The 20276-nt window shown below is 54.9% G+C and carries 13 protein-coding genes; 5 read left to right on the plus strand and 8 right to left on the minus strand.

Going from position 1 to position 20276, the window contains the following annotated elements; all coding sequences use genetic code 11:
* Position 1: 1 nt before the first annotated feature.
* Both ACR0KM_RS06360 and ACR0KM_RS06365 read left to right on the plus strand, forming a co-directional pair.
* Entirely contained in the window at positions 2 to 2110 is a 2109-nt protein-coding gene (locus ACR0KM_RS06360; RefSeq protein ID WP_480858377.1) for an NAD-dependent epimerase/dehydratase family protein, read from the plus strand.
* A gap of 34 nt (positions 2111 to 2144) precedes the next feature.
* The gene (locus tag ACR0KM_RS06365) at positions 2145 to 3545 is read left to right on the plus strand and encodes an oligosaccharide flippase family protein (RefSeq protein ID WP_480821220.1); all 1401 of its coding nucleotides are present in this window, start codon (positions 2145 to 2147) and stop codon (positions 3543 to 3545) included.
* 47 nt (positions 3546 to 3592) lie between these two features.
* Here ACR0KM_RS06365 and galE read toward each other — a convergent pair whose 3' ends face one another.
* A complete protein-coding gene (galE, locus tag ACR0KM_RS06370) occupies positions 3593 to 4594 on the minus strand; it encodes a UDP-glucose 4-epimerase GalE (protein WP_480858378.1) in 1002 nt (333 codons plus the stop codon).
* Between the two features lie 374 nt (positions 4595 to 4968).
* Between galE and ACR0KM_RS06375 the strand changes: the two genes are divergently transcribed.
* Positions 4969 to 6186 carry a glycosyltransferase family 4 protein gene (locus ACR0KM_RS06375; protein WP_480858379.1) on the plus strand — a complete coding sequence of 406 codons (1218 nt, stop codon included), beginning with the start codon at positions 4969 to 4971 and terminating at the stop codon, positions 6184 to 6186.
* Between the two features lie 400 nt (positions 6187 to 6586).
* Here ACR0KM_RS06375 and ACR0KM_RS06380 read toward each other — a convergent pair whose 3' ends face one another.
* The 4 genes from ACR0KM_RS06380 to ACR0KM_RS06395 all read right to left on the minus strand — a co-directional run bounded on the left by ACR0KM_RS06380 (position 6587) and on the right by ACR0KM_RS06395 (position 11005).
* Positions 6587 to 7360: an SDR family oxidoreductase gene (locus ACR0KM_RS06380; RefSeq protein ID WP_480858381.1), complete on the minus strand. Its 774-nt coding sequence runs from the start codon at positions 7358 to 7360 to the stop codon at positions 6587 to 6589.
* Positions 7357 to 8958, minus strand: coding sequence for a GMC oxidoreductase (locus ACR0KM_RS06385; RefSeq protein ID WP_480858383.1), 1602 nt, complete (start codon positions 8956 to 8958; stop codon positions 7357 to 7359). The genes ACR0KM_RS06380 and ACR0KM_RS06385 overlap by 4 nt, the downstream gene beginning before the upstream one ends.
* 82 nt (positions 8959 to 9040) lie before the next feature.
* Positions 9041 to 9865: a glycosyltransferase family 2 protein gene (locus ACR0KM_RS06390; RefSeq protein WP_480821208.1), complete on the minus strand. Its 825-nt coding sequence runs from the start codon at positions 9863 to 9865 to the stop codon at positions 9041 to 9043.
* Positions 9866 to 9868: 3 nt separating this feature from the next.
* Positions 9869 to 11005, minus strand: coding sequence for a Gfo/Idh/MocA family protein (locus ACR0KM_RS06395; RefSeq protein ID WP_480821206.1), 1137 nt, complete (start codon positions 11003 to 11005; stop codon positions 9869 to 9871).
* Between the two features lie 391 nt (positions 11006 to 11396).
* On the opposite strand from ACR0KM_RS06395, the gene ACR0KM_RS06400 reads away from it, so the two are divergent.
* Both ACR0KM_RS06400 and ACR0KM_RS06405 read left to right on the plus strand, forming a co-directional pair.
* Positions 11397 to 12236 carry a 2OG-Fe(II) oxygenase gene (locus ACR0KM_RS06400; RefSeq protein WP_480821204.1) on the plus strand — a complete coding sequence of 280 codons (840 nt, stop codon included), beginning with the start codon at positions 11397 to 11399 and terminating at the stop codon, positions 12234 to 12236.
* Between the two features lie 63 nt (positions 12237 to 12299).
* A complete protein-coding gene (locus ACR0KM_RS06405) occupies positions 12300 to 12827 on the plus strand; it encodes a serine acetyltransferase (protein WP_480843229.1) in 528 nt (175 codons plus the stop codon).
* Positions 12828 to 12835: 8 nt separating this feature from the next.
* Here the strand turns inward: ACR0KM_RS06405 and ACR0KM_RS06410 are convergent, their stop codons facing one another.
* From ACR0KM_RS06410 to ACR0KM_RS06420, 3 genes are all read right to left on the minus strand, one after another.
* On the minus strand, positions 12836 to 14314 hold the full coding sequence (locus ACR0KM_RS06410; protein ID WP_480858385.1) for a hypothetical protein: 1479 nt from the start codon (positions 14312 to 14314) through the stop codon (positions 12836 to 12838).
* Between the two features lie 137 nt (positions 14315 to 14451).
* Positions 14452 to 15384, minus strand: coding sequence for a hypothetical protein (locus ACR0KM_RS06415; RefSeq protein WP_480858387.1), 933 nt, complete (start codon positions 15382 to 15384; stop codon positions 14452 to 14454).
* 272 nt (positions 15385 to 15656) lie between these two features.
* Complete coding sequence (locus tag ACR0KM_RS06420; RefSeq protein WP_480858389.1) at positions 15657 to 20276, minus strand: MupA/Atu3671 family FMN-dependent luciferase-like monooxygenase; 4620 nt, start codon at positions 20274 to 20276, stop codon at positions 15657 to 15659.

Raw genomic sequence — 20276 nt, forward strand, 5'->3', positions numbered from 1 at the left:
TATGTCTCAGAATCCAATTCGTGTCGGCCTGATCGGAGCCGGATACATCGCAACCTGGCACGCAAACGCTCTGCGGGCTAGCAAAGGCGTAGAGTTAACAGCAATCTGCGATGTGTCTTCTGATGCCGCGTCGGATTTTGCAGGAACTTATGGAATTCAGCCGTTTACATCGATCGAAGACATGGCAGAGGCAAATGTTTGCGATGCGGTTCATATACTAACGCCTCCGCATATCCATGCTGATTTGGCGGAGCGTTGTTTGCTTGCCGGCTTCCATGTGATGGTGGAAAAACCATTTGCTTTGTCGCAGGATGACTGCGTGTCCGTTGCGACTGCGGCCGAAGAGGCAGCGCGAAAGGTTGCAGTGTGTCATAATTTCCTGGGTGTTCCCTCGTATGGGCGACTAAAGCACGCCTTTAAATCAGGCGCGCTGGGACGCGTTAATAGCGCCGAGTTCAACTGGCGTTTTCCTCTGGGGCCTCTGAGATCCGGACCTTATGGTCTGTGGATGTTGCAAGACACGCGGAACCTGCTTTTTGAGCTTGGCCCGCATCTTTTCGCGTTCGCCGTCGATCTGTTCGGTGAGATTAGTGATTTCAAGTTGGACACAGGCAAACCCGTGACACTGCAAGGGGGTCAGTCCCGTCCGCAATGCTGGAAGATCCGGGCGCGGGCAGGGCATGTTGATCTAACGTTCAATCTGGATCTGGTCGAAACCATGGATGACAGGTCAGTCGTGATACATGGCTCTTCGGCGACTGCAAGGTTGGACTACGCAGCCGATACGCTCATGGTTCGCCGTGAGAACACATCGGACATTGTGATCAATCCATTCCGTCAACAGATGGGACTGGCCGGCCAGCATCTGCGTGAAGGTGTGGTCAATGGTATCACGCAACTAGCCTCTTTAAACCGCAGGTCCCCTTATGCCCTGAGCTTTCTCGGTGCATTTGAGGCTTTTTATGATGCTATCCGCACCAATAGCCCGGTGGACGACCGTTTTTCAGCTGCTGCTGCAGAAGCTGTCATAAGCGCCATCGAGCGAACCGCCGATTTGATACCGGATGAATTCACCGCGAAACCTGATCCGATTGTGCCGAAGACCCCATTGAAACCCACGATTATGGTGATTGGCGGGACGGGTTTTATAGGTCGCCATCTGACCCGCATGTTGGTGAAAGGCGGGCGTCAGGTGCGGGTGCTGAGTCGCGGGCGTCACGGTCCTTTCGCCGATATCGCTGATCACGTCGAAACCGTCGCGGTTTCGCTGCGCGACAAAGCGGCGCTGACCGCCGCGATGGAAGGCATAGAGGTTGTCTATAATCTAGCCAAATCGTTAGACGGGACTTGGGAAGGTTGCCTGGAAAACGACGTCGGAGTGGCTGTACGCGTGGCCGAGGCTGCGCAGGCGGCTGGCGTCAAACGGTTGATCTACACCGGTACGATTGCTTCGTACGATATGTCCGATCCTGCGCGTACGATTACCGAGGACACTGGATTCGCCGAGGACATGAGAGACCGCAACCTCTACGCCCGTTCCAAGGCGGAATGTGAGAAGCGGCTGTTAGAGATGTATCGAACACAGGGATTGCCGCTGGTAATTGCGCGCCCCGGTATTGTGATCGGCGAGGGCGGGCCGTTGCAGCATTGGGGCATCGGACGCTGGCACGGGGCCGGGGCCGTTCGAGTTTGGGGCAACGGGAAGAACATCCTGCCCTTTGTTCTGATTGAGGATATCGCAGACGCCCTCATCGCGATGATAGACAATGATGCGGCGTTAGGTCAGTCATTTAATCTTATTGGTGAGCCGATGATGAGCGCACGGGATTACTTTGATGCGATTCACGAGGCTCTGGGTGCGCGGATTGAGGTCAAAACTGGCGCTTTTTGGACTTTTTTTCTGTCTGGCAGCATCAAATATCTACTCAAACGCTATGTCGTGGGACTGCGGGACCTCAAAAACCAATCTTATAGTGACTGGAAATCACGGGGTCATCTGTCTCCCTTCAGCAATGCCAAGACTAAAGAGGTGTTAGACTGGAAACCAGTAGCGGATCGGGATGATTTCGTCCGAAAGGGCATCACCCAAGCCAACCTTTTCGGATTCTAGGGATGCGTCGGGGTCTGGCCATGACTGAGGCACTATGAAGTCACTGGGACAAAGCATATCCGCGTTGATGTCCGATCGCCACAGTTTGCGGCGCAAGATCATGGCATCCGTCGCGTTGTCGACAATGGTCTTCGTCATGCAGGTCATTGCGCGGATCGTCTCGACGATCGTTCTGACTCGCATTCTGACGCCTGAGATTTTTGGTGTTTTTGCCGTCGTTATGACTTTCATTTTTGTGCTCGAGATGTTCTCGGATTTGGGTGTGCGGTCGCTGATTCTGACACGCGAGGGCGAGTTGGATGACGGATTTTTGCGTTCATGTTGGACGGCGCAGATCCTGCGCGGTGTGCTGATTCTGTTTGTTTGTGTCTTGTTGGGCTTTGGCATTGATTGGGGGCAGGGGGCAGATCTGTTCGACATCGAGTCAAGCTATGGCGACCCCAGCCTGCCTTTTGCGGTCGCTGCCATCGGCGGGTTCTCCATCATCAGCGGCTTCGCGTCACCGGCTAAGTTTGTCTATGAGCGCGAGATGAAGTTTCGGCAGGTCAGTAAAGAAACGCTGATCAGGTTGGTGCTTACCACCGCTATCACCATTGGTCTCGCATATTGGTTGCGCAATATCTGGGCTTTGGTTCTGGGCAATCTCGCAGGTGCGTTGATCATGGTCACACTGAGCTATGCGATGTTCTCTGGCCCGAAGATGCGCTTGATTTGGAACATTGCTGATTTTCGGATCATCATCGAACGTGGCAAGTGGATCATCGGTCATTCCGCCTTGTCTGCGGTTACCGTGATGGCGGATCGATTTGTTTTGGGTTTTGCAATGTCTGCAAGTTCGTTTGGTTTCTACTATATCGCGCGTCAGATCGTGGACCTTGTCGAGACTTTTCTAAACACCGTTCATGCTCAGATGGGGCTGCAGGTCTTTACCGAACTTCACAAAGACCAAGAAGGTTCTTCTCTGCGCCGCCGTTATTATCGATATCGCATCCTGTTTGACGGTCTTGCGACATTTGCGGCCGGGGCGCTGCTTACGTTCGCTCCGACCCTTATCGGTATCATTTATGATGATCGTTACGCGGATGTTGCAGGTATGATCCAAATACTGGCTGTTGGCCTGATCCTGATCGGGCCACGCCTGTTGCGCGAGGCCTACAGCGCACAACGTCGTTTCCGAGAGATGACCGTGCTCAGCCTGATGAGCGCAGCAACGATCTGGATCGGATTGTGCATCGCGATCTGGGGTTTCAATTCAACGACGCTTGCGTTGTTCGTTGTCGCTTTGCATCGCATCCCCGAAGTCACGATGCTCTTGATCATGGGGCGCCGTGAAGGCTGGGTCTCACTCCTGCACGAATTCCGGTTGATGCCGCTCGTGCTTGTCGGCGCAGCGGTTGGTTGGGGAATGGCTGAGCTTTGGGCGGCAATCCCATAGCTACAAGCGAAGTTCTGAAGTAAAAGCTTCAGCCCGTGGTGGGCTGGCTACCTATCCGCAGAAAACTTCCAGTTGCTTTCGCACATGTCCAATAGGCTGTGCTTGGCCTCGAATCCAAGAACTTCGCGCGCCCGGTCGGTTGCCGCGTAGGATACAGGTGGGTCTCCAGGGCGGCGATCCTCTATTCGACTTGGGATCTCCCTGTCGATCACATCAGAATACGTTTTCAGAACCTCCAGTACCGAATGCCCTTGCCCGGTCCCGAGATTAACGAGGTGGCTTTCATTTTGTTCCAGCAGCGCGTCAAGGCTCAGCACGTGTCCACGGGCCAGGTCAAGAACATGGATGTAGTCTCGGATGCAGGTTCCGTCTGGTGTTGCGTAGTCGCTGCCAAAGATCGATAGGGCTTCGATATCTCCACGCGCAACCCGAGCTATGACGGGCACGAGATTTCCGGGCGGCTGCGAAGGATCCTCACCTATCAGCCCGGATGAATGGGCGCCAACGGGATTGAAGTAACGCAAAATACCGGTCTTAACGTTAGGATGTGCTTTTGTGACACGGGCCAACAGTTCTTCGCCAAAAAGCTTGGTTGCACCATAGCAGCTATCCGGCGCACAGATATGCTTCTCGGTCAGTGGCATTTCCGCGGCGCTTCCGTAAACCGCCGCCGAAGACGAAAAGACGATGTTTTCGACAGCGCTTGCTTGCATCGCGTCGACGATATTGATCAGGCCCGCACAGTTCGAATTGTAATACCCGATTGGATCAGCCTCACTGTCAGGTACAGACTTAAGTGCAGCGAAATGCACCACTGCGTCAAAATCATTGGTGCTAAAGGCAGCCCTGATGGCGTTCTGGTCGCGAATATCCGCTTCGATTACCGGGACAGTTTTGCCGGTGATCTGATTTAGCCGTTCAGGCACGTCGCGACGGGCATTTTCGAAATTGTCCAGTATAGTGACGGTGTAACCGGCTTCCACCAGTGCCGCATAAGTGTGCGAGCCGATAAATCCAGCGCCACCAGTAAGAAGAATATGCCTTGTCATGTTTCACCATTATGACGGGGCCGATCATGCGATTGTTCCATTGCGGTCTCCCTGATCAATTTACGCAACAATAATAAACATCCCATTAGATTGTCGCCGCTCCAAGGGCCGATCCCCAGTTGTGGAAACTGCCGCATGTTATTGCAAATAATGCCAGAATCTGGCGTTGATACTGTGCCACAGGTCGCGGCAACTGCAACTAGAATCTAGCATGAACCACGACTCCCTGATACGAGTCAGTTACGTACGCAACACCCGCAGTGAAGTGGTGGTTGTTCCATCCTTTTATAAAGTTGATTAAGCCCTAAGAAGGAGTTGGGCAAAGAACCATTTGCTCAGTTTTTTTGGATATGAATGAAAAAACAGACCAGTCGATGAAGATTGCAATTTACGTCTCATCATGGCCGCCCGGGCGTGTCGCGTCTGGGATTGTTACCTACACTTCCCAGCTTGTGTCCTCTCTTCGAGCTTTTGGGCATGAAGTCTATATTCTGACCCCTGACGCTGGTGAGCCAGACCCCTACACGATTGATCTACAGCAAATAAAGGTTCCGCTTTCATCCAGGATTTGGCAGAAGATTCAATCGAAACTGACATCCCGCCCTTATGATGCTTTGCGCCATTCTGCCAAGATCACGTCAGCTATTTGTAAACTGGTAGATGAAAAGGGAATAGAAGTCTTCGAGATCGAGGAATCCTTTGGTATGGGTGCCGAAGTTGCGATGATGAATATCGTCCCCGTTTCGATACGCCTTCATGGGCCGTTTGTTTTGACCGGCGGTTTCGACGACGCGTTGTCGGCATTGCCCATCAATGACGGGCGTTCCGAGCGCGAAGGACAAGCAATCAAATCAGCTCATTTTATTTCGGCGATCTGTAATTATACTTTGGATGCGGTCAGGAAGCAGTACGGTCTTGAGCTTGAGAACAGTACAATTATTCCGACGCCAATCGTGGCAGCACCGGAGAAAGAGATCTGGAGCGTTGACGGCTGCGATAAAAACAAAGTGCTCTTTGTCGGGCGATTTGACAGCATAAAAGGCGGGGATTTGGTTCTGCAGGCGTTTGCGAAGCTTGCCGAGCTAAACTCGGATTTGACGTTGACTTTCGTCGGGCCGGATCAAGGTATTCGGTCTGAGAAAGGCATTCTTTACTTTGAAGACTATTTCAAAGCACATTTTCCATCTGAGCTGCGAGAAAGGGTCGATTACCGCGGGGAAATGAGCCACGCAGATTTAATGGCGCTGCGCACAAATCACTATTTGACAATCACAGCGGCTCGTTACGACACGATGGGATATATGTTGTTAGAAGCGATGTCGCTAGGTTGTCCGTTGATTGGCACAGCAGTTGGAGGGACACCTGAGGTAATCAGGAATGAGCATAATGGCCTCATCATCCCAAGTGAGGACGTTGATGCACTAGCAGAAGCATGTCAAAGATTGCTCGATAATCCCAAACTTGCCGAGCAACTTGGACGACAAGCATGGATCGATTGTAGCGAGTTGTACAACTCCAGAGCCGTGGCGGCTAAAACCCTTGAGGGGTACAAGGCGGCGATCCATCGTTTCAAAGTACAAAACGCTAGTTGATGCGTTGAAAACTGATTTTGGTTTCTATGCATTGGAGAAAACCCTCCGTTTTCCGGAAGGCAACTTCATGCAGTATGATACTGCCAAGCACAGAGTTTTCTATCATTGCAATAACACGGACCGGTCGATGAAACCTCGCCACAAAGCACTGACTGGTCGGGTGCCCGGCATGATCCGTCAAGTCTGCACGAGAACGAAGTCAACATCCTGCGCGGGATGAAGAGTCGTTTGCCTCGCAAGGTGCAAGGTGAGTGTCCTGCGCTGGACCGGCGCTATTGGTGCCGCCGGTTTTAGGTGAGGGAACGTTGTTCAAGTACCAACGGGGACCTCACCGAGGACATCGTGCGGCAATAGGTCGAAAGCCACATCACAGATCCTGCTGGAGCCAGCCGCTAGTCGCTCAGGAAAGGCTCAACGGAATACGTTTTTTCCCGGTAATCTTGTTTAACAGCTTCCGTTTGAGAGAGATCGGCTCAAGAAACTCGCTATCTTGATCAAAAAGCCGACCCGTGAGCATTGGATCATGCCATAACGCCAGTCGTACGCCCCATTTGGCGGCATCTGCAGGATCAATCCCGTCGGGTACGCCCATGCGCGTTTTCAAAGAGCCCGGGATCCAATCGTTAATTACGATATCCGGAAAACGGTCGCCAAGATCCGCCACCAGTGATTGGGTCAAAATGCGTGCGGCTCCCTTGGTCACCGAATAGGCCGCCGCAGTCGGTGCCGGGGCGATATGGGCGAAGGTGCTGAGGTTGACGATCCGGCCATAGCCGCGCTCGACCATGCCGGGAAGGACTGCGTGACAGCAATAGAATACGCCTCCCAAGTTGATGTTAACGGATTGCATGAAGCTTTCGGGGGTTTCGTCCAGAATATCACGACGCGGATAGACAGCTGCGTTGTTGATCAGGATCGTAGGCATACCTGCGGCGGTATTGATCTCTTCAAATGCGCGGGCAACGGCGTCGGGATCTGAAACATCTGCTTCAACGGGCATAAACCTATCGCCCAAGTCCGCCGCAAGCTCGGTCAATGCGCCCATGTTGCGACCGACGCCTGCAACACGAAGATTCTCAGCAACAAGAGTGCGGCACAGCTCACGACCCAAACCGGCGTTGGCTCCTGTAACAATGGCAACACCTTCTCGAATTCGTTGACTTATATCGGTCATGGAGCCTCCGTGAACAGAGTTGGCTTATTTGCGCGCTTGGCGATGATGTCTCCGACCCTAAGCGCATTGGCGGCGATGGTCAGACTTGGATTAACCCCCATTGATGTCGGCATAAACGAGCCATCGGCGACATACAGGTTTTGCAAATCATGTGCCTTGCAGTCGGGGTCGAGCACGGATGTGCCGGGATCGGTTCCAAAGCGCAATGTACCCAGCGGGTGGCCTACATTAACGATTGGCTTGATCGACAAAAACATCATGCGCCAGCGACCGATCGCACGCCGTATCGCCCGGCGTAACCCGATTTGGCGGGTGAACACATCGCGTGCGACAGAGTATTCGAAAGTAAAGACTTCGGGGTCTTCTGGATTCAGCAGAACGCGGTTCTCACGGACTGGAAAATCCTCCATCTGGGCAACGAAGACATCTGCATTTCCGAACAGTTTGGCTGCCAAAAGGGCAGGTATGTTCAGCAGGCGACGCAGTTTTGTATACTTGGCAAACCGCGAGCGGTCGAACTGCATGAGCAGGAAACGCAGAATCGTTCCGTAATTCGCCTCATATCCCATGGATTGGGTCAGTCCCATGCGCTCATTTTTCACGACATAGAAATCACGCGTCGACACCGCCCGGCTGCTACCAATGGGTTTCGCTTTGCGACGTGGCCAGACAGCAAAGAAATTATCAATATGGAACATCAACCCGCGCCCAACCCAATCGCTAGAGTTCGCGCAGCCTGCTGCGGATTGATCAGTAGATCGAAGCAATAAGGTAGGAGAGCCGAATGAGCCGGCCGCCAGAACATAAGTTGAGGCATGCAGCATGTAGGAATCGCCCTGATGCAAAACGCGGACGCCGGTGATCTGGCCGGGTTGATCTTCCACCAATTCTTGAACATCGCATTCGGTGATAAGTGCAGCGCGTCCACTGGCTAGCGCGGGCTCTACACCGGCCGAGCGGCCATCCATCTTACAGGCACGTGGACATTTTCCACCGAGGCAATTTGTGCAGCCCTCAAGTCCTTTTCGAGCAATATGTGAGTAGTAGGGATGCAGACCCCGTTCGCGGAAATCGCTTACCATAGCAGCTTCTTCGGGGGTGAACTTGGGCGGTGGCCGGAGTTTGACTGACGGTACGTCTGACAGCGGATCTTCGCCGCCGTGTACGTATAGAATATCCTCGGCTTGATCAAAATAGGGTAGAAAGGCGTCGAAACTTACGGGCCAGCCGCCTGTGGGGTGCTTGATGCCGGGCGTGTCGTCCAGATCATGCGGTTCGGGGCGTTCAAGTGCAGCAGCATAAAAAACAGAAGAGCCTCCGACGCCGCTGCCTAAGGGCGCGAAATAGCGCGCGGTTGTCCCTTTGTCACGCGCTTCGACCGGTTTGGGCCAAAAACCCCGCAGTTTGCGTGCGAACGGATCGCCTATATCGGGTGTGTAAGCCTGTCTCTCACTCCGGTGGCCTGCAATACCTTTTTCAAGAAAGAGCACCGATAGCCCGTGCTCAGTCAAGCGACGTCCGATGATGCCACCGCCCATGCCGGCGCCAATGACGATCACGTCCCAGGCTTGCGATTGAGCTTCTTTGGGAGATATCACCCCAGGCCTCCTTCCGCGGTTAAGCTGGGTCGTGCAGTATCGCGTATTTGACGACCACCGATCATCTGTCCTCCGCGTCGCGTCATCGTCCTCTGCTCCAAGTGGAGTCGCTGCGCATACGCACCAGCAAGCTGACTGTCACATAGACCCCAAAGCCAACCGGATCAGTCAGAGCAAGCCTCATGAGATGCCCCTTGGTCAGTGGAGTTTTGCCTTCCCGGTCCAGAATACCGGGATACAGATTGGCAAGCTCGGCAACACCTGCGTCCTGCCTGCGACGTACCCGTACAAGGGCCCGCAACCCTTCCACCAGCGGCCAAGAATATGAGGCGGGAACTGGTCGGCGCTCTTCCGGAGTAAATTGCAACCGTACGAAAGTGTCGTCGGAGATGATTTGCGGAAATTCGTCCCATCGCCCGCGCCCAGCAGCGTTGACAGCAAACAAACCGGCACCTGGAACGCCTTCTGTCATGAAAGGAAGCCGGGTCCATATTCGGCCATAAGCCCGTGTGACCCAGCTTTGCGCTGGGCGCAGTTTCAGATCACCGCTCGCATAGACAGGTTCCACACGATCAAGAACCTCTACCAGCTCGCCCAACAATAGCGGGGACATCACAACATCGGCGTCCAAGTAAGCTCGCGCCCCACATCTTGCAACGGCATCGGCGCGGTTGAGTGCCGCAGGTTTGCCTGCGATATCCGATTCCAAAATCTCAAAAGACCAGCCCCGCTCTGAGAACCGCTGCGCATAGCTGCGCGCGATGTCAGCGGTGCCGTCGGTGCAGGCATTTGCCGATACGATAACCTGGGCGCGCCGTGGGGTGACTTGCGACAATACGCCTTCAAGGCAAGGGCCAATATACGCTTCCTCGTTGTTTGCAGGTATGATGACCGAGATGTCGTACATGGATTAGCGGGCCAGCTTCTCTGCCCACGGCATGGGTGCAACTGGTTCGAAGCGGGTTTGCATGGCGGCAGAGCCAGCATGTTCCCTAGCATTTTGCAGGGCCAGCGTGACTTCGTTCATGTGCAGCGACAGGTCGGGCGACAGTCGGCATGGTCGGTCTTCGAGGATTGCATTCCGCAGCTCTACTACGCCGAGAGCAAAGTTCATCGATGCGGCGCCCTTGCGCCCAAGCTTTTCGTGGGTCGGTCCTTTGAGCTTGAGACGCCGGGCCAGAGGAGCATTGACCAATCTGCGGCGTAGGGGAAATCGGCGACGCAGACGCACAGTGGCCGCGTTATTCCAGCATTCGTCCATTTCGATCACTCCTGTATCCCCGATGATCCTGAGTTCATGGTTGTGGGTGGCGAGTATTGAACAAGTTAAACGCGCGACGATGCCGCTTTCGAAAAACAGGGTTCCAACGGAAAAATCTGGTGCCGGATCGGGCGTCACATCCTGCACATCCGCCAGAACCGCAGAGGCGGCTACAACTGTGCGAACCGGACCAAACATCGGCAATAGCCAGGCCAGATAATAACCGGCATGTTCAAGTGTGCAGCCCACCTCGAACTCGTCTTTTGCCGGCCATGGCGCACCGCTCTCAGATAGCCATTTTTGATAGGGGGCCTGCGAGATAAAATCGTCATCCATCTCGGCATAGACCAAGCGGACTTCCCCGATCACACCAGCACGCAATCCAGACCAGATCGTTTGCGGTGCCTCACCCAGAAAGCTGCAGGGCGCTGAGGCAATGCGTAAACATCGCTCGGCTGCAAGATTGATCAACGCATGCGCCTGATCCATCTGCATCGCCAAAGGTTTTTCAGAATAGACGTGAAGCCCGGCCTCGAGAGCTTGACGCGATACGTCGAAATGCTCGGAAGGGTTGGTAAGGTTCAGCAGAATATCCCCTGCCTCTGCGGTCTTAAGTAACGCCTCAAAGCTGTCTACAGATGGCAAAGACCAATATGTGCAGAACTGTGAAAGCCTGGCCGGGTTGCGGTCAAAGCAGCCGGCTATCTTTATGTCAGGGTACAGCTTAAGAGAGCGCAGATACAAATCCGCGACATATCCAGTACCAATAATCAACAATCTGGGCATAAAGAGAAATGACTCTTACTCAATGGATGGGCACTCATAAACAACGAACAATTTAATATGGGCAGAATTGCGGATGCGCTACTGTAAATTGGTTGCGCTCACGCAATTCAAGCAACCCCTGGACCTGATCTTGTTGTTCATAAGCAAAGACTCAGAGTTTTCCCTGCTCTGGCTGTCAGGATTGATTGTCGCAAATTGCGAGACTGTCTTGCCAATATGTGGCGATTGATCCGGATCCTATGTTTGTCAGTGCGGGTTAGATATGTCACATTGTGATTTGAGGGAAATACCTCCATTTTTTTGTTAGAAAATCTTGATCCCTACCTTGCTCTGCTGTTGTAGATGCTAGCCGGTTATTCGAGTTGTGTTATTGTTAAGATAGGAAAAGAAGATGGCGATCTATCAAATTGATCCCGAGCGTCTGAGTATAAGTGTAGACAACGCCCGCGCTGCGGCGGCTCCCTTTGCTGAGGAATATCAGAGCGGCGAACCGTATAATCATATCTGCATCGACAACTTTCTTCCCGAAGAGGTTCTGCGCAAGGTTCAGAAAGACGTCGCCACGCTTGAAGAGAATGAGGACAGCGACACGTTCGAACGGGCGCAAGAGAATCTGAAAACGCAATACAATCCCGAACGGTTGCCCATCTACTCGCGCGAGTTGTTTCACGCTTTCAATTCGCGCCCGTTTATTCTGTTTCTTGAGGAGATGACGGGTATCAAAGGGCTGATCCCTGATCCTTATTATATCGGCGCGGGTATTCATCGGGTAAAGAACGGTGGCCACCTGGATATCCACGCGGATTTCAATTTACACAAACAGATGGTTGTTGAGCGCCGCCTGAACGTCCTGATCTATCTGAATGACGACTGGCGCGAAGAGTGGGGTGGCTCGTTCGAAATCTGGAGCAACGACATGAGCACCAAGATCAAGAGCTTTGTTCCAACTTTCAACCGCATGTGCTGCTTCTCTACAGGGTCGAATACGTTCCACGGGAACCCCGAAAAAGTGAACCACCCCAATGGTGAGCCACGCCAGTCGATTGCGCTTTACTATTACACGGCGACTTGGGATCCTAGCCGTAAAGCCCATTCGACGATCTTCAAGCCGCGCCCTGGAACCGATGATCAGTTTGATCGTCAGTCGCGCCGGCAGGAAGTGCTCGAGAATTGGTTGCCGCCTGTTGTCTACCGTAGGGTCTACCCTCGCCTTGCGCGGCTGGGTTTCTGACGAAGATCAATCGTGCCGGACACTCATGGCTCGACTGCTCAAAAGGTTGGAGAGATCAAGCCAATGCAAGGCGACTTAAAAGACCCGCCATCCGCCGAGCTTGAACCGCCGCAGGTCATCTCTGCGACGGTTCCTGATTGGTCCCGAGAGGAAGTTCGGCAATTCTGGGACCCAGGCTACAAACTTTTGCGGTCGATCCGGCGCTATCAGCGGGCAAAGGCACGCGGGGGTGCTGTCGGCTGGGTGTTCAGTAAGTACTGGATTTTGATACATCGGTTCTGGTCGGTGATCACACAATCCGAGATTCACCTGAATACGCATATTGAGGGCGGGTTACGCTTGCCGCACCCGACGGGTATCATAATCCACCCCAGCGCGCGAATTGGGCCAAATTGCATGATTTTCCATCAGGTTACGCTGGTTTCGACCGTGGTATTAGGCGGGCATGTTGACCTCGGCGCTGGGGCAAAGATCATGGGACCGCTAAAGATAGGCGATCATGTAACGGTCGGTGCCAACAGTGTTGTGACCCGTGATGTCGAAAGCGGATCAACGGTCGCAGGCGTACCTGCGAAAAGGCTTGACCTTTAGTTGTCGGTTTATCTGGGGCGTCGTTTTTTAACGGGCTCCTTTAACGGAATGACAGCAGCAGCCTGTGTTTTATCTCGCGGTTTGCGAACATGTTTTATGCGCGTCGGGTGCGGCTGAAGCGTCTCTTTGGATGTTTCATCCGTTTTGCTTTGCTCTGACACAATAGAATTGGCCAATAGCATTCCTGCCATCATCCAGGTCAGGTTATTTACAGATGCGTTTGGGATCAAATCCACCAGGTTTACGCCCAACATCAGCGCAGCGCCGTTTGTTACATACTCGTCTGGTGATCCTCGACAAAGTTTGCGTCTTGCCCATAACTTGAGAAGTGGGAGAGTGAGAAGCCCAAAGATACAGACATATCCGAACCAGCCCAACACTCCGATTACGATAACCCAGTAACCATCTGGTACGGTCAGCACCCGGCCAGTTTCCGGGTCCATGTTTCGATTACGGTTCCAAAATGCCCAGCCTGTAAGGGGTTTTTCTGCCGCCCTTTCAAGCAGCATGCTTTCGTTCTCGAAACGGAATCCCAAAGACTGGGCCCGCTCAGCTTGGATCATTCCGGCATAGCCGAGAAGCCGATCAACAGGGATCATATCCGCCGCGCGTAGGACTGGGTAGGACAATAAAATAACCGCGCACACCAGCATGGCCCAGCGTTGTATTCGCGAGGTCGCAAACAGAACGATTGGTGCAAACACTACCGCAAGTAAAACTGCCCCGACCGTTTTGCACAGTATCAGGATGGCAAATAGATAGACTAGAATACCAAACTTGTGCCCCTTGTCTTGCCCGAGCGAGCCCCTCAGAAGTGCTGCTGTTGCAAGGAAAGACATCAGGATGAAAAACGCCACCCCCAACCCATGGCCTAGGAAGACAGTAGGTCGAAAACCGCCAAATCGGACTTGTTGAGCAAAGAGTTGGGGGAAAAACCCATAAACCCAATTGTTTAATTGTGGACTTAGTCGAACTTCAAGCAGGATGGGAAAAGAGTATATCAGTCCGATGATCATATAGAGAGCCAAAAACTCTCGCTTGTTTTCAGGTGTAGAGAGGAAATTGAAGCCCAAAATGAATGGCATAAGATAGAGCACATGCTTTAGGAATTCGGAAAGCGCGTCTCGGACAGTCATTCCCGGGAGCATGACGGGCCCCGCGAAAACGGGCTCAAGATTGCCTAACGCGCTGACAATCGGGCTTGCAAGGAAACCCACCATCAGGACTGAAGCTAGGCGTGACTCAGGGAATAACCTGATCTTACGATCCACCATTGTCAGGCAGATTATGAATGCGGCCAAGCTCGGGATTGTGCGTTTGTCCAGAGTCGGAATCAAAGGCAAATCGAACTGAGTGTTCGGAGGCAAGACGACATAGCCACCGAGTATAGAGATCAAAAGTGCACGCTGGGGCGGCAGCTTTTTGAACAGAACGACCATAACGATCGGCCATACGATCAGCATAAGATAGGCAAATGAATTGGGCATGTGTCGGGTCGCGGTGTTAGCAGAGTCGAGTGTTAAGTATCATGTCGGCCTAGATTCTGTCCCGTGCCATTCAGTCCAGAAGAATGGTATCTGTTCCTCTGTCAGTCGAAGAAGCTGAAAGAGCGATGCAGATTGGATCAAACGCGACCCAACCCTGTAGGTGCGTAGCTTGTCACGACGTCCCACACGACTTCTTGCATCAGGCGCGCTGCTTCAGGGCCGGGGTCCTCAAAAGGTGTGCCATCGACCCTGAACAATTTATGCGGCAACTCCAGCGGTGATGTCTGGTACAAAACGGCATAGTGGGCCAGCGCAACCAGATAGGCGCCATAGTCGCTCAGATGGATCGTGTCAGAAAATAGGTCGTAGCGGTTGGTTATTGCCCCGACACCCCCACGATGTTCTACTTCACGCACAAATCGAGCCATGACCTGCCCGGCGGGAATGACATAGACTGGCATGGGTGTCTCTTCATGGCCTAATGCAACGCGCAAGATGCCATCTATCCAATAACGCCCGAGGTCTTTGTCTATTCGCTGCAACCAACCTTCTTTGTCATCTAAATGATGCCAGGTTTCGTAAAAAAAGATGCGCATGTCGGGGTGCGAACGACGCCCAAGTTGAATCCAATTGTGAAGATGTTGTGCGCTTTCGAAATACTTGATCGCCGCCCTGATTTCGACCATTTCAGTCAGAATCAGAGTATTATAGGTGCCGGATAATAGGGCCTGTTTTGCATCTTCATACTCGGGTGCTGTATTCCGCAGTTCGAACCCATTGATGGTTTCTTTGGGGTCCCAATGGGCCCTTAGCGGGGTACCCCATCCCAATTGGCTGCTGTATTCGTGACCTTCACCCGCTAGTTGCTTTAGCATTTCGGGGATGTCCGGACCGACCAGGCTATGGCCAAGATGGAAAACGTTTTGTGGAAAAGAGGGTGCTGGTCCGGGCTTTGCATATAGCGCTTCAAATGTGCCGGTATCGACTGGCCTGGTACCGCCGAGGCGCAAGACTCTGGCTATTGCCGCCATAGCTACCAAAACACGGCCGGGAAGATTTCGCTTGATCACGATAGTCTCTCTAAGCGGTTGATAGATTTTGATGGCATCTTGTCGAACGCAGCGAAATACATGGTGTTTTGATCATCAATTCGGTGCGAAGCTCAAAATTCCAGCTTGATTTGTCTACAAGAAATGGTCTGCACAATGGGCATTTCCGCTTCGAAGGTCGCATGCTTTTCCTGTGGTCGCTATGTGACGCCAAAGGCTCGAGGATCAGTCACACCAACGCGGATATCTGGGCGGGGCATCGTGATGTTCAGCTTTTGGTGTAGCAAACCTGTTCACGCTGATCGTCTACGGGCACGCATTTCGCGGCGGCGGGCCATTGCATCGTTTCTGCTACTCGCTTTTTCCGTGGGCGACTGCGACGGATTGGCCTCAGTCGGTTTGGCACCGGTTTTCTTCTCAACCGTCTCGGCCAGGGCTGCCAATGTCGGGAAGCGGAAGATATCCGTGATACTGAGGCCGGGAACATTCAGCTCTTTGCGGATTTCCCGGTGTGCCTGTACGGCCAATAGGGAGTGCCCGCCGAGATCGAAGAAATTGTCTCGTCCGCTGATATCGTTGACCCCCAAAATCTGAGACCAGATCGCTGCGATCTTCTGCGGGACCGAGCCGCCCGCGACGGGTTCGGATACCGGAGGCGCAACGCGGGGCTTCTGCACTGACGGGGCAGGCAGGGCCTTGCGGTCGACTTTGCGGTTTGGTGTCAGCGGGAAGCTCTCCAGCGTCACGAAATGTGTCGGCACCATGTAGTCCGGCAGTTGTCCGGACAGGGCCTGACGCAGTGCTTTATCATCCACCGGCTGGTCGACCGTCATATAGGCCGCCAGTTGCACCAGGCCCGGCGTGTCCTCGCGCGCGATGACAACGGATTGGCGCACGCCGGCTTGCGCGTCGATCAGGCTTTCGATCTCGCCCAGCTCGATCCGGTAGCCGCGCAGTTTGATCTGATGATCGGCCCGGCCCAGGAAATCGAGCTTACCATCTGTCTGCCAGCGCACCAGATCTCCGGTGCGATAGAGCCGTGCGTCCGGCGTATCTGAGAACGGGTCAGGCACGAACCGCTCGGCGGTCAGGTCCTCGCGTTGCCAGTAACCGCGGGTGACGCCAGCGCCGCCGATATACAGCTCTCCGGCCACGCCGATGGGAACGGGGTGTCTGTGTTCGTCCAGCACGTAGACCTGCGTATTGGCTATGGGCGTGCCGACATTGATCACGCCTTCGGCAGACGCGGCGGTTTCGGTTGTGGACCAGATCGTTGTTTCCGTCGGCCCGTACATGTTTTCGATATGCGCAGGCGACAACTTGTTGATCTGTTTGACCAGCGAACCGGGCAGGGCCTCGCCACCGATCATCATGTGCTTGATCTTGGACAAGGCAAACCGCGCCTCATCGCTCATCAGGATCATCTGCGCCATGCTGGGGGTGCATTGCAGGTGGCTGACGTTGTGGCGAATGATCTGGGCGGCAATGGAATAGTCGTCCTCGGCCAACTCTGTATCCTGATTGGACAAGCGCAACACCTCGGCCAGAGGCTTCAGACCCTCCATCACCTGATCGACCGAAATACCGTAGTCGATCAGGCAGGCGATCTCATCGACACCGATGCGTTTCAGTTCTTCGACCCGGTTCAGGCAATCCTCGACGGTGCCAAACAGGCCGGAATCCTCGAAATAGCGCAGGAAAGCGAAATCGAGGATGCCTTCAAGTTCCTCATCAGACAGGCTGCCCAGATCCAGCTGGAATGGGTTCGAGACACCTTTGGGTTTCTTGAAGGCCGGGAAGGCCCAGGCATATTGCTTGATCAGCCCGGCGGCCGAGCGCAGGTAATCCTTCATCGGCTCGCGCGCGACCTCGCGCACTTCTTCGCGGTCCTGCCCGACATAGGTGTGCAGCATCAGGGTGACTGTGTGATCATCGGGGTCATGGCCAGCTTCGCGCAGGGCAGCGTGATAAATGCCAATTTTGTCGGCCACCTCTTGCACGCTCTGGCCCAGAAGGTGAGTCAGCACGTTGGCCCCGATGGCCCCGGCTTCGCGCCAGGTGTCCGGATTGCCCGCAGTGGTCACCCAAACAGGCAGTTTCTTCGATACCGGGCGCGGCTGCGTAACCACGCCGTGCATATCCCCGGACTTGGTGGGGAATTCCACTGTCTCGCCAGCCCAGAGCTGACGAAGAGTGTTGATCGCCTCTAACATCGCGGGTTTGTTTTCCGGCGGCGTGTTCTCGGGCCGCAGGACAAAATCATCAGGCTGCCAGCCAGAGGCGATGGCAAGCCCTGCGCGCCCGTTTGTCAGGTTGTCGATCACCGCCCATTCTTCGGCAATGCGCGCGGTATGGTGCAGCGGCGCGACGCAGCTGCCTGCGCGGACACCGATATTCTCGGTCACGGCGGCGACGGCTGCACCCGTCACGGACGGGTTCGGGTAGGGGCCCCCGAAGGCATGGAAATGGCGTTCAGGCGTCCAGACGGCGCAGAAGCCGTTCCGATCTCCGAACTTCGCGCCCTCAAGCAGCAGTTTGTACTTGTCGCGCCCGACACCATCATCGTTGCCCCAGTAGAACAGGCTGAACTCCATTCCCTTGCCGGTGATGGATTTCCCGGCACTCGCATCGCCTGCGACCAACGCGCGGTTTTCGTCATCGCTGAGGACGATCTTGAACCCGCGTGCCAGCGTCCAGAACAGCTCTAGCACCGAAATATCGAAGGACAGGCTGGTCACCGCTAGCCAGACCCCAGCCGGATCGTGGCTGATGCGATCGTCCATGCCGGTGAAGAAGTTCGACACGTTGCGATGTTCGACCATGACCCCCTTGGGGCGTCCGGTCGAGCCGGAGGTGTAGATCATGTAGGCGAGGTTCTCCGAACGCACGCCGCTGTCGGCATTGTCTGTCGCAGCCGTTCCCAGCCGTGGGTCCGTGTCCAGCAGCAAGGCTTGCGCGCCGTGGTCGGGCAGGCTTGCGGCCAGAGCGGATTCCGTCAGCACCACCTTCGCGCCGCTATCCTCAAGATACAGCGCCGTCCGGTCCGCGGGGTAGGCCGGGTCCATCGGCACATAAGCTCCGCCCGCCTTCAGGATCCCCAGCGCTCCGATCAGCAACAGCGGGGATCGTTTGACATGCAGACCCACCAGTGTATCGGGGCCTACACCCATCTCACGCAATACATGCGCAACCTGATTGGCCAGAGCGTTCAACTCGGCGTAGGAGAAACTGAGGTTCTCGAAGACCAGCGCCGGGGCATCTGGCGTGCGTGCGACCTGCGCCTCGAAATGCTGATGCACGCAGGAGGTCTGATCGTATGCGGTGTCGGTATCGTTCCAGTCCTGTAGGATCTGAGCACGCTCGGTCTCGGGCAGGATAGGGAGGTCCCGGATCGCCTGACCGCGCTGCGCCTCACCGGAGAGTGCCACCAGCAGGTTTTCCAGCCGGGCCGCAAACAGATGCATGGCGGTGTCCGAGATATGTCCGCTGTCCACAAACAGCGCGGCCTGATCCCCGGATGCGGCAAGGGTCAGGCTTGTGCCCGGAACCAGACCAAACGAGACGTCTTCGGACAAGCCAATCGCAGGCGTTTGCAGCGGAGTTGATCCCGGCATGCGCGCTGGTAAATCGCAAGCAAACGGGCCCATCTCGCGGGCCTGTTCGATGGTTTGGCTGAGCCCCTCTTGCGCCTCTGCAAAGGCCTGATCAGCCGTAAAGCGGATCGGAACCCAGCTGTTGAGATAGGGTGATGCTGCATCCGATAGCCGCAACGCCAGATCAAGGCCTACGGTATCGCCGAGCCGCGCCATGAGGGCCGCCAACGCCGTTTGGGCGGCCATATCGTCAAGGCCAGTTGGAAGGTGCAGCACTTGCGACCGAGGCGCACCGGACGGGGCCGCTGCGTTGATCAGGGGAATCTCGATCTGTTGCAGCGCCTCAAGGCGGGTGCGCCATTCGGGTTCAGCGGACAAAGTGGCAGAAACATCGCGATCGATCTGCGTCATCTGATCTGGGGTCGGCACGGGCAGGGCGCTACCGCCGTTCAACAACCCATCGGTCGAGACCGAAGCCCCCAGACCATTGCGCAATCCGCTGATCTCAACCACTCCGTCACCTGTTGCAACGGTCAGGCTGTCGGCTGTGCTTGCCAGAATAGTGCCGGGTGTCGCGTCGGTTTGCTGATCGCTGACCTCGACCGAACCGACCAGCCAGATCTGACCATCACGCTCGATCTTCGGACAGCAAAGCGGGTTCCAGTATTCCCCATGATCCAACGCACGGGTGAGGGCGGCCAGTTCGGTTGCGGGCTTGGAGAAATCCAGCCGCGCTGCTGCCGCCGGGCGGTCATTCTTGGCGAAATAGCTGCGTTGCGACAGATCTTGAGGGATCGTCGGCTGATCCGTCTCAAGCGCGCGTATGACATCGCCAAAGCTTTCAATGGCGGCGCCATAGCATTTGGCGTTCAGGGTCAGGGCGGTCTCACGGTCGCTGATATCGAACAGATTCTGAGCGACAATCCCGCCTTCATCGACACCGCCCGAGATCTTGTGCCAGGTGATCCCGTGTTGTGCCTCGCCGTTCAGAATGGCCCAGACCGGAGCGTTCAGACCGGCATAGCGCGGCAGCGGGCCGTCATGGAAATTGACCGCGCCCTTGCCGGCCTTGTCCAAAAGCGTCTGCGGCAACAGATCGAGATTGGCGATGCTGAGCAGCCAGTCGAACGACACGCCCTCGATCCGGTTTGCCAAATCCTGTCCAGGGGCATGCAGGGGCAGGGAATGTGACTGTGCCCAGGCCTCGACGTCCGGGTTGCGGGTCGCCACTCCCTGAATGCTATGTCCCGCCTCCAACAGCAATTCCCCGCATTGAATGACAAGGGATTCATGGCCGATAAGAAATGTGCTGAAAGGCAT

It is taken from the genome of Ruegeria sp. G10 (assembly GCF_056533645.1).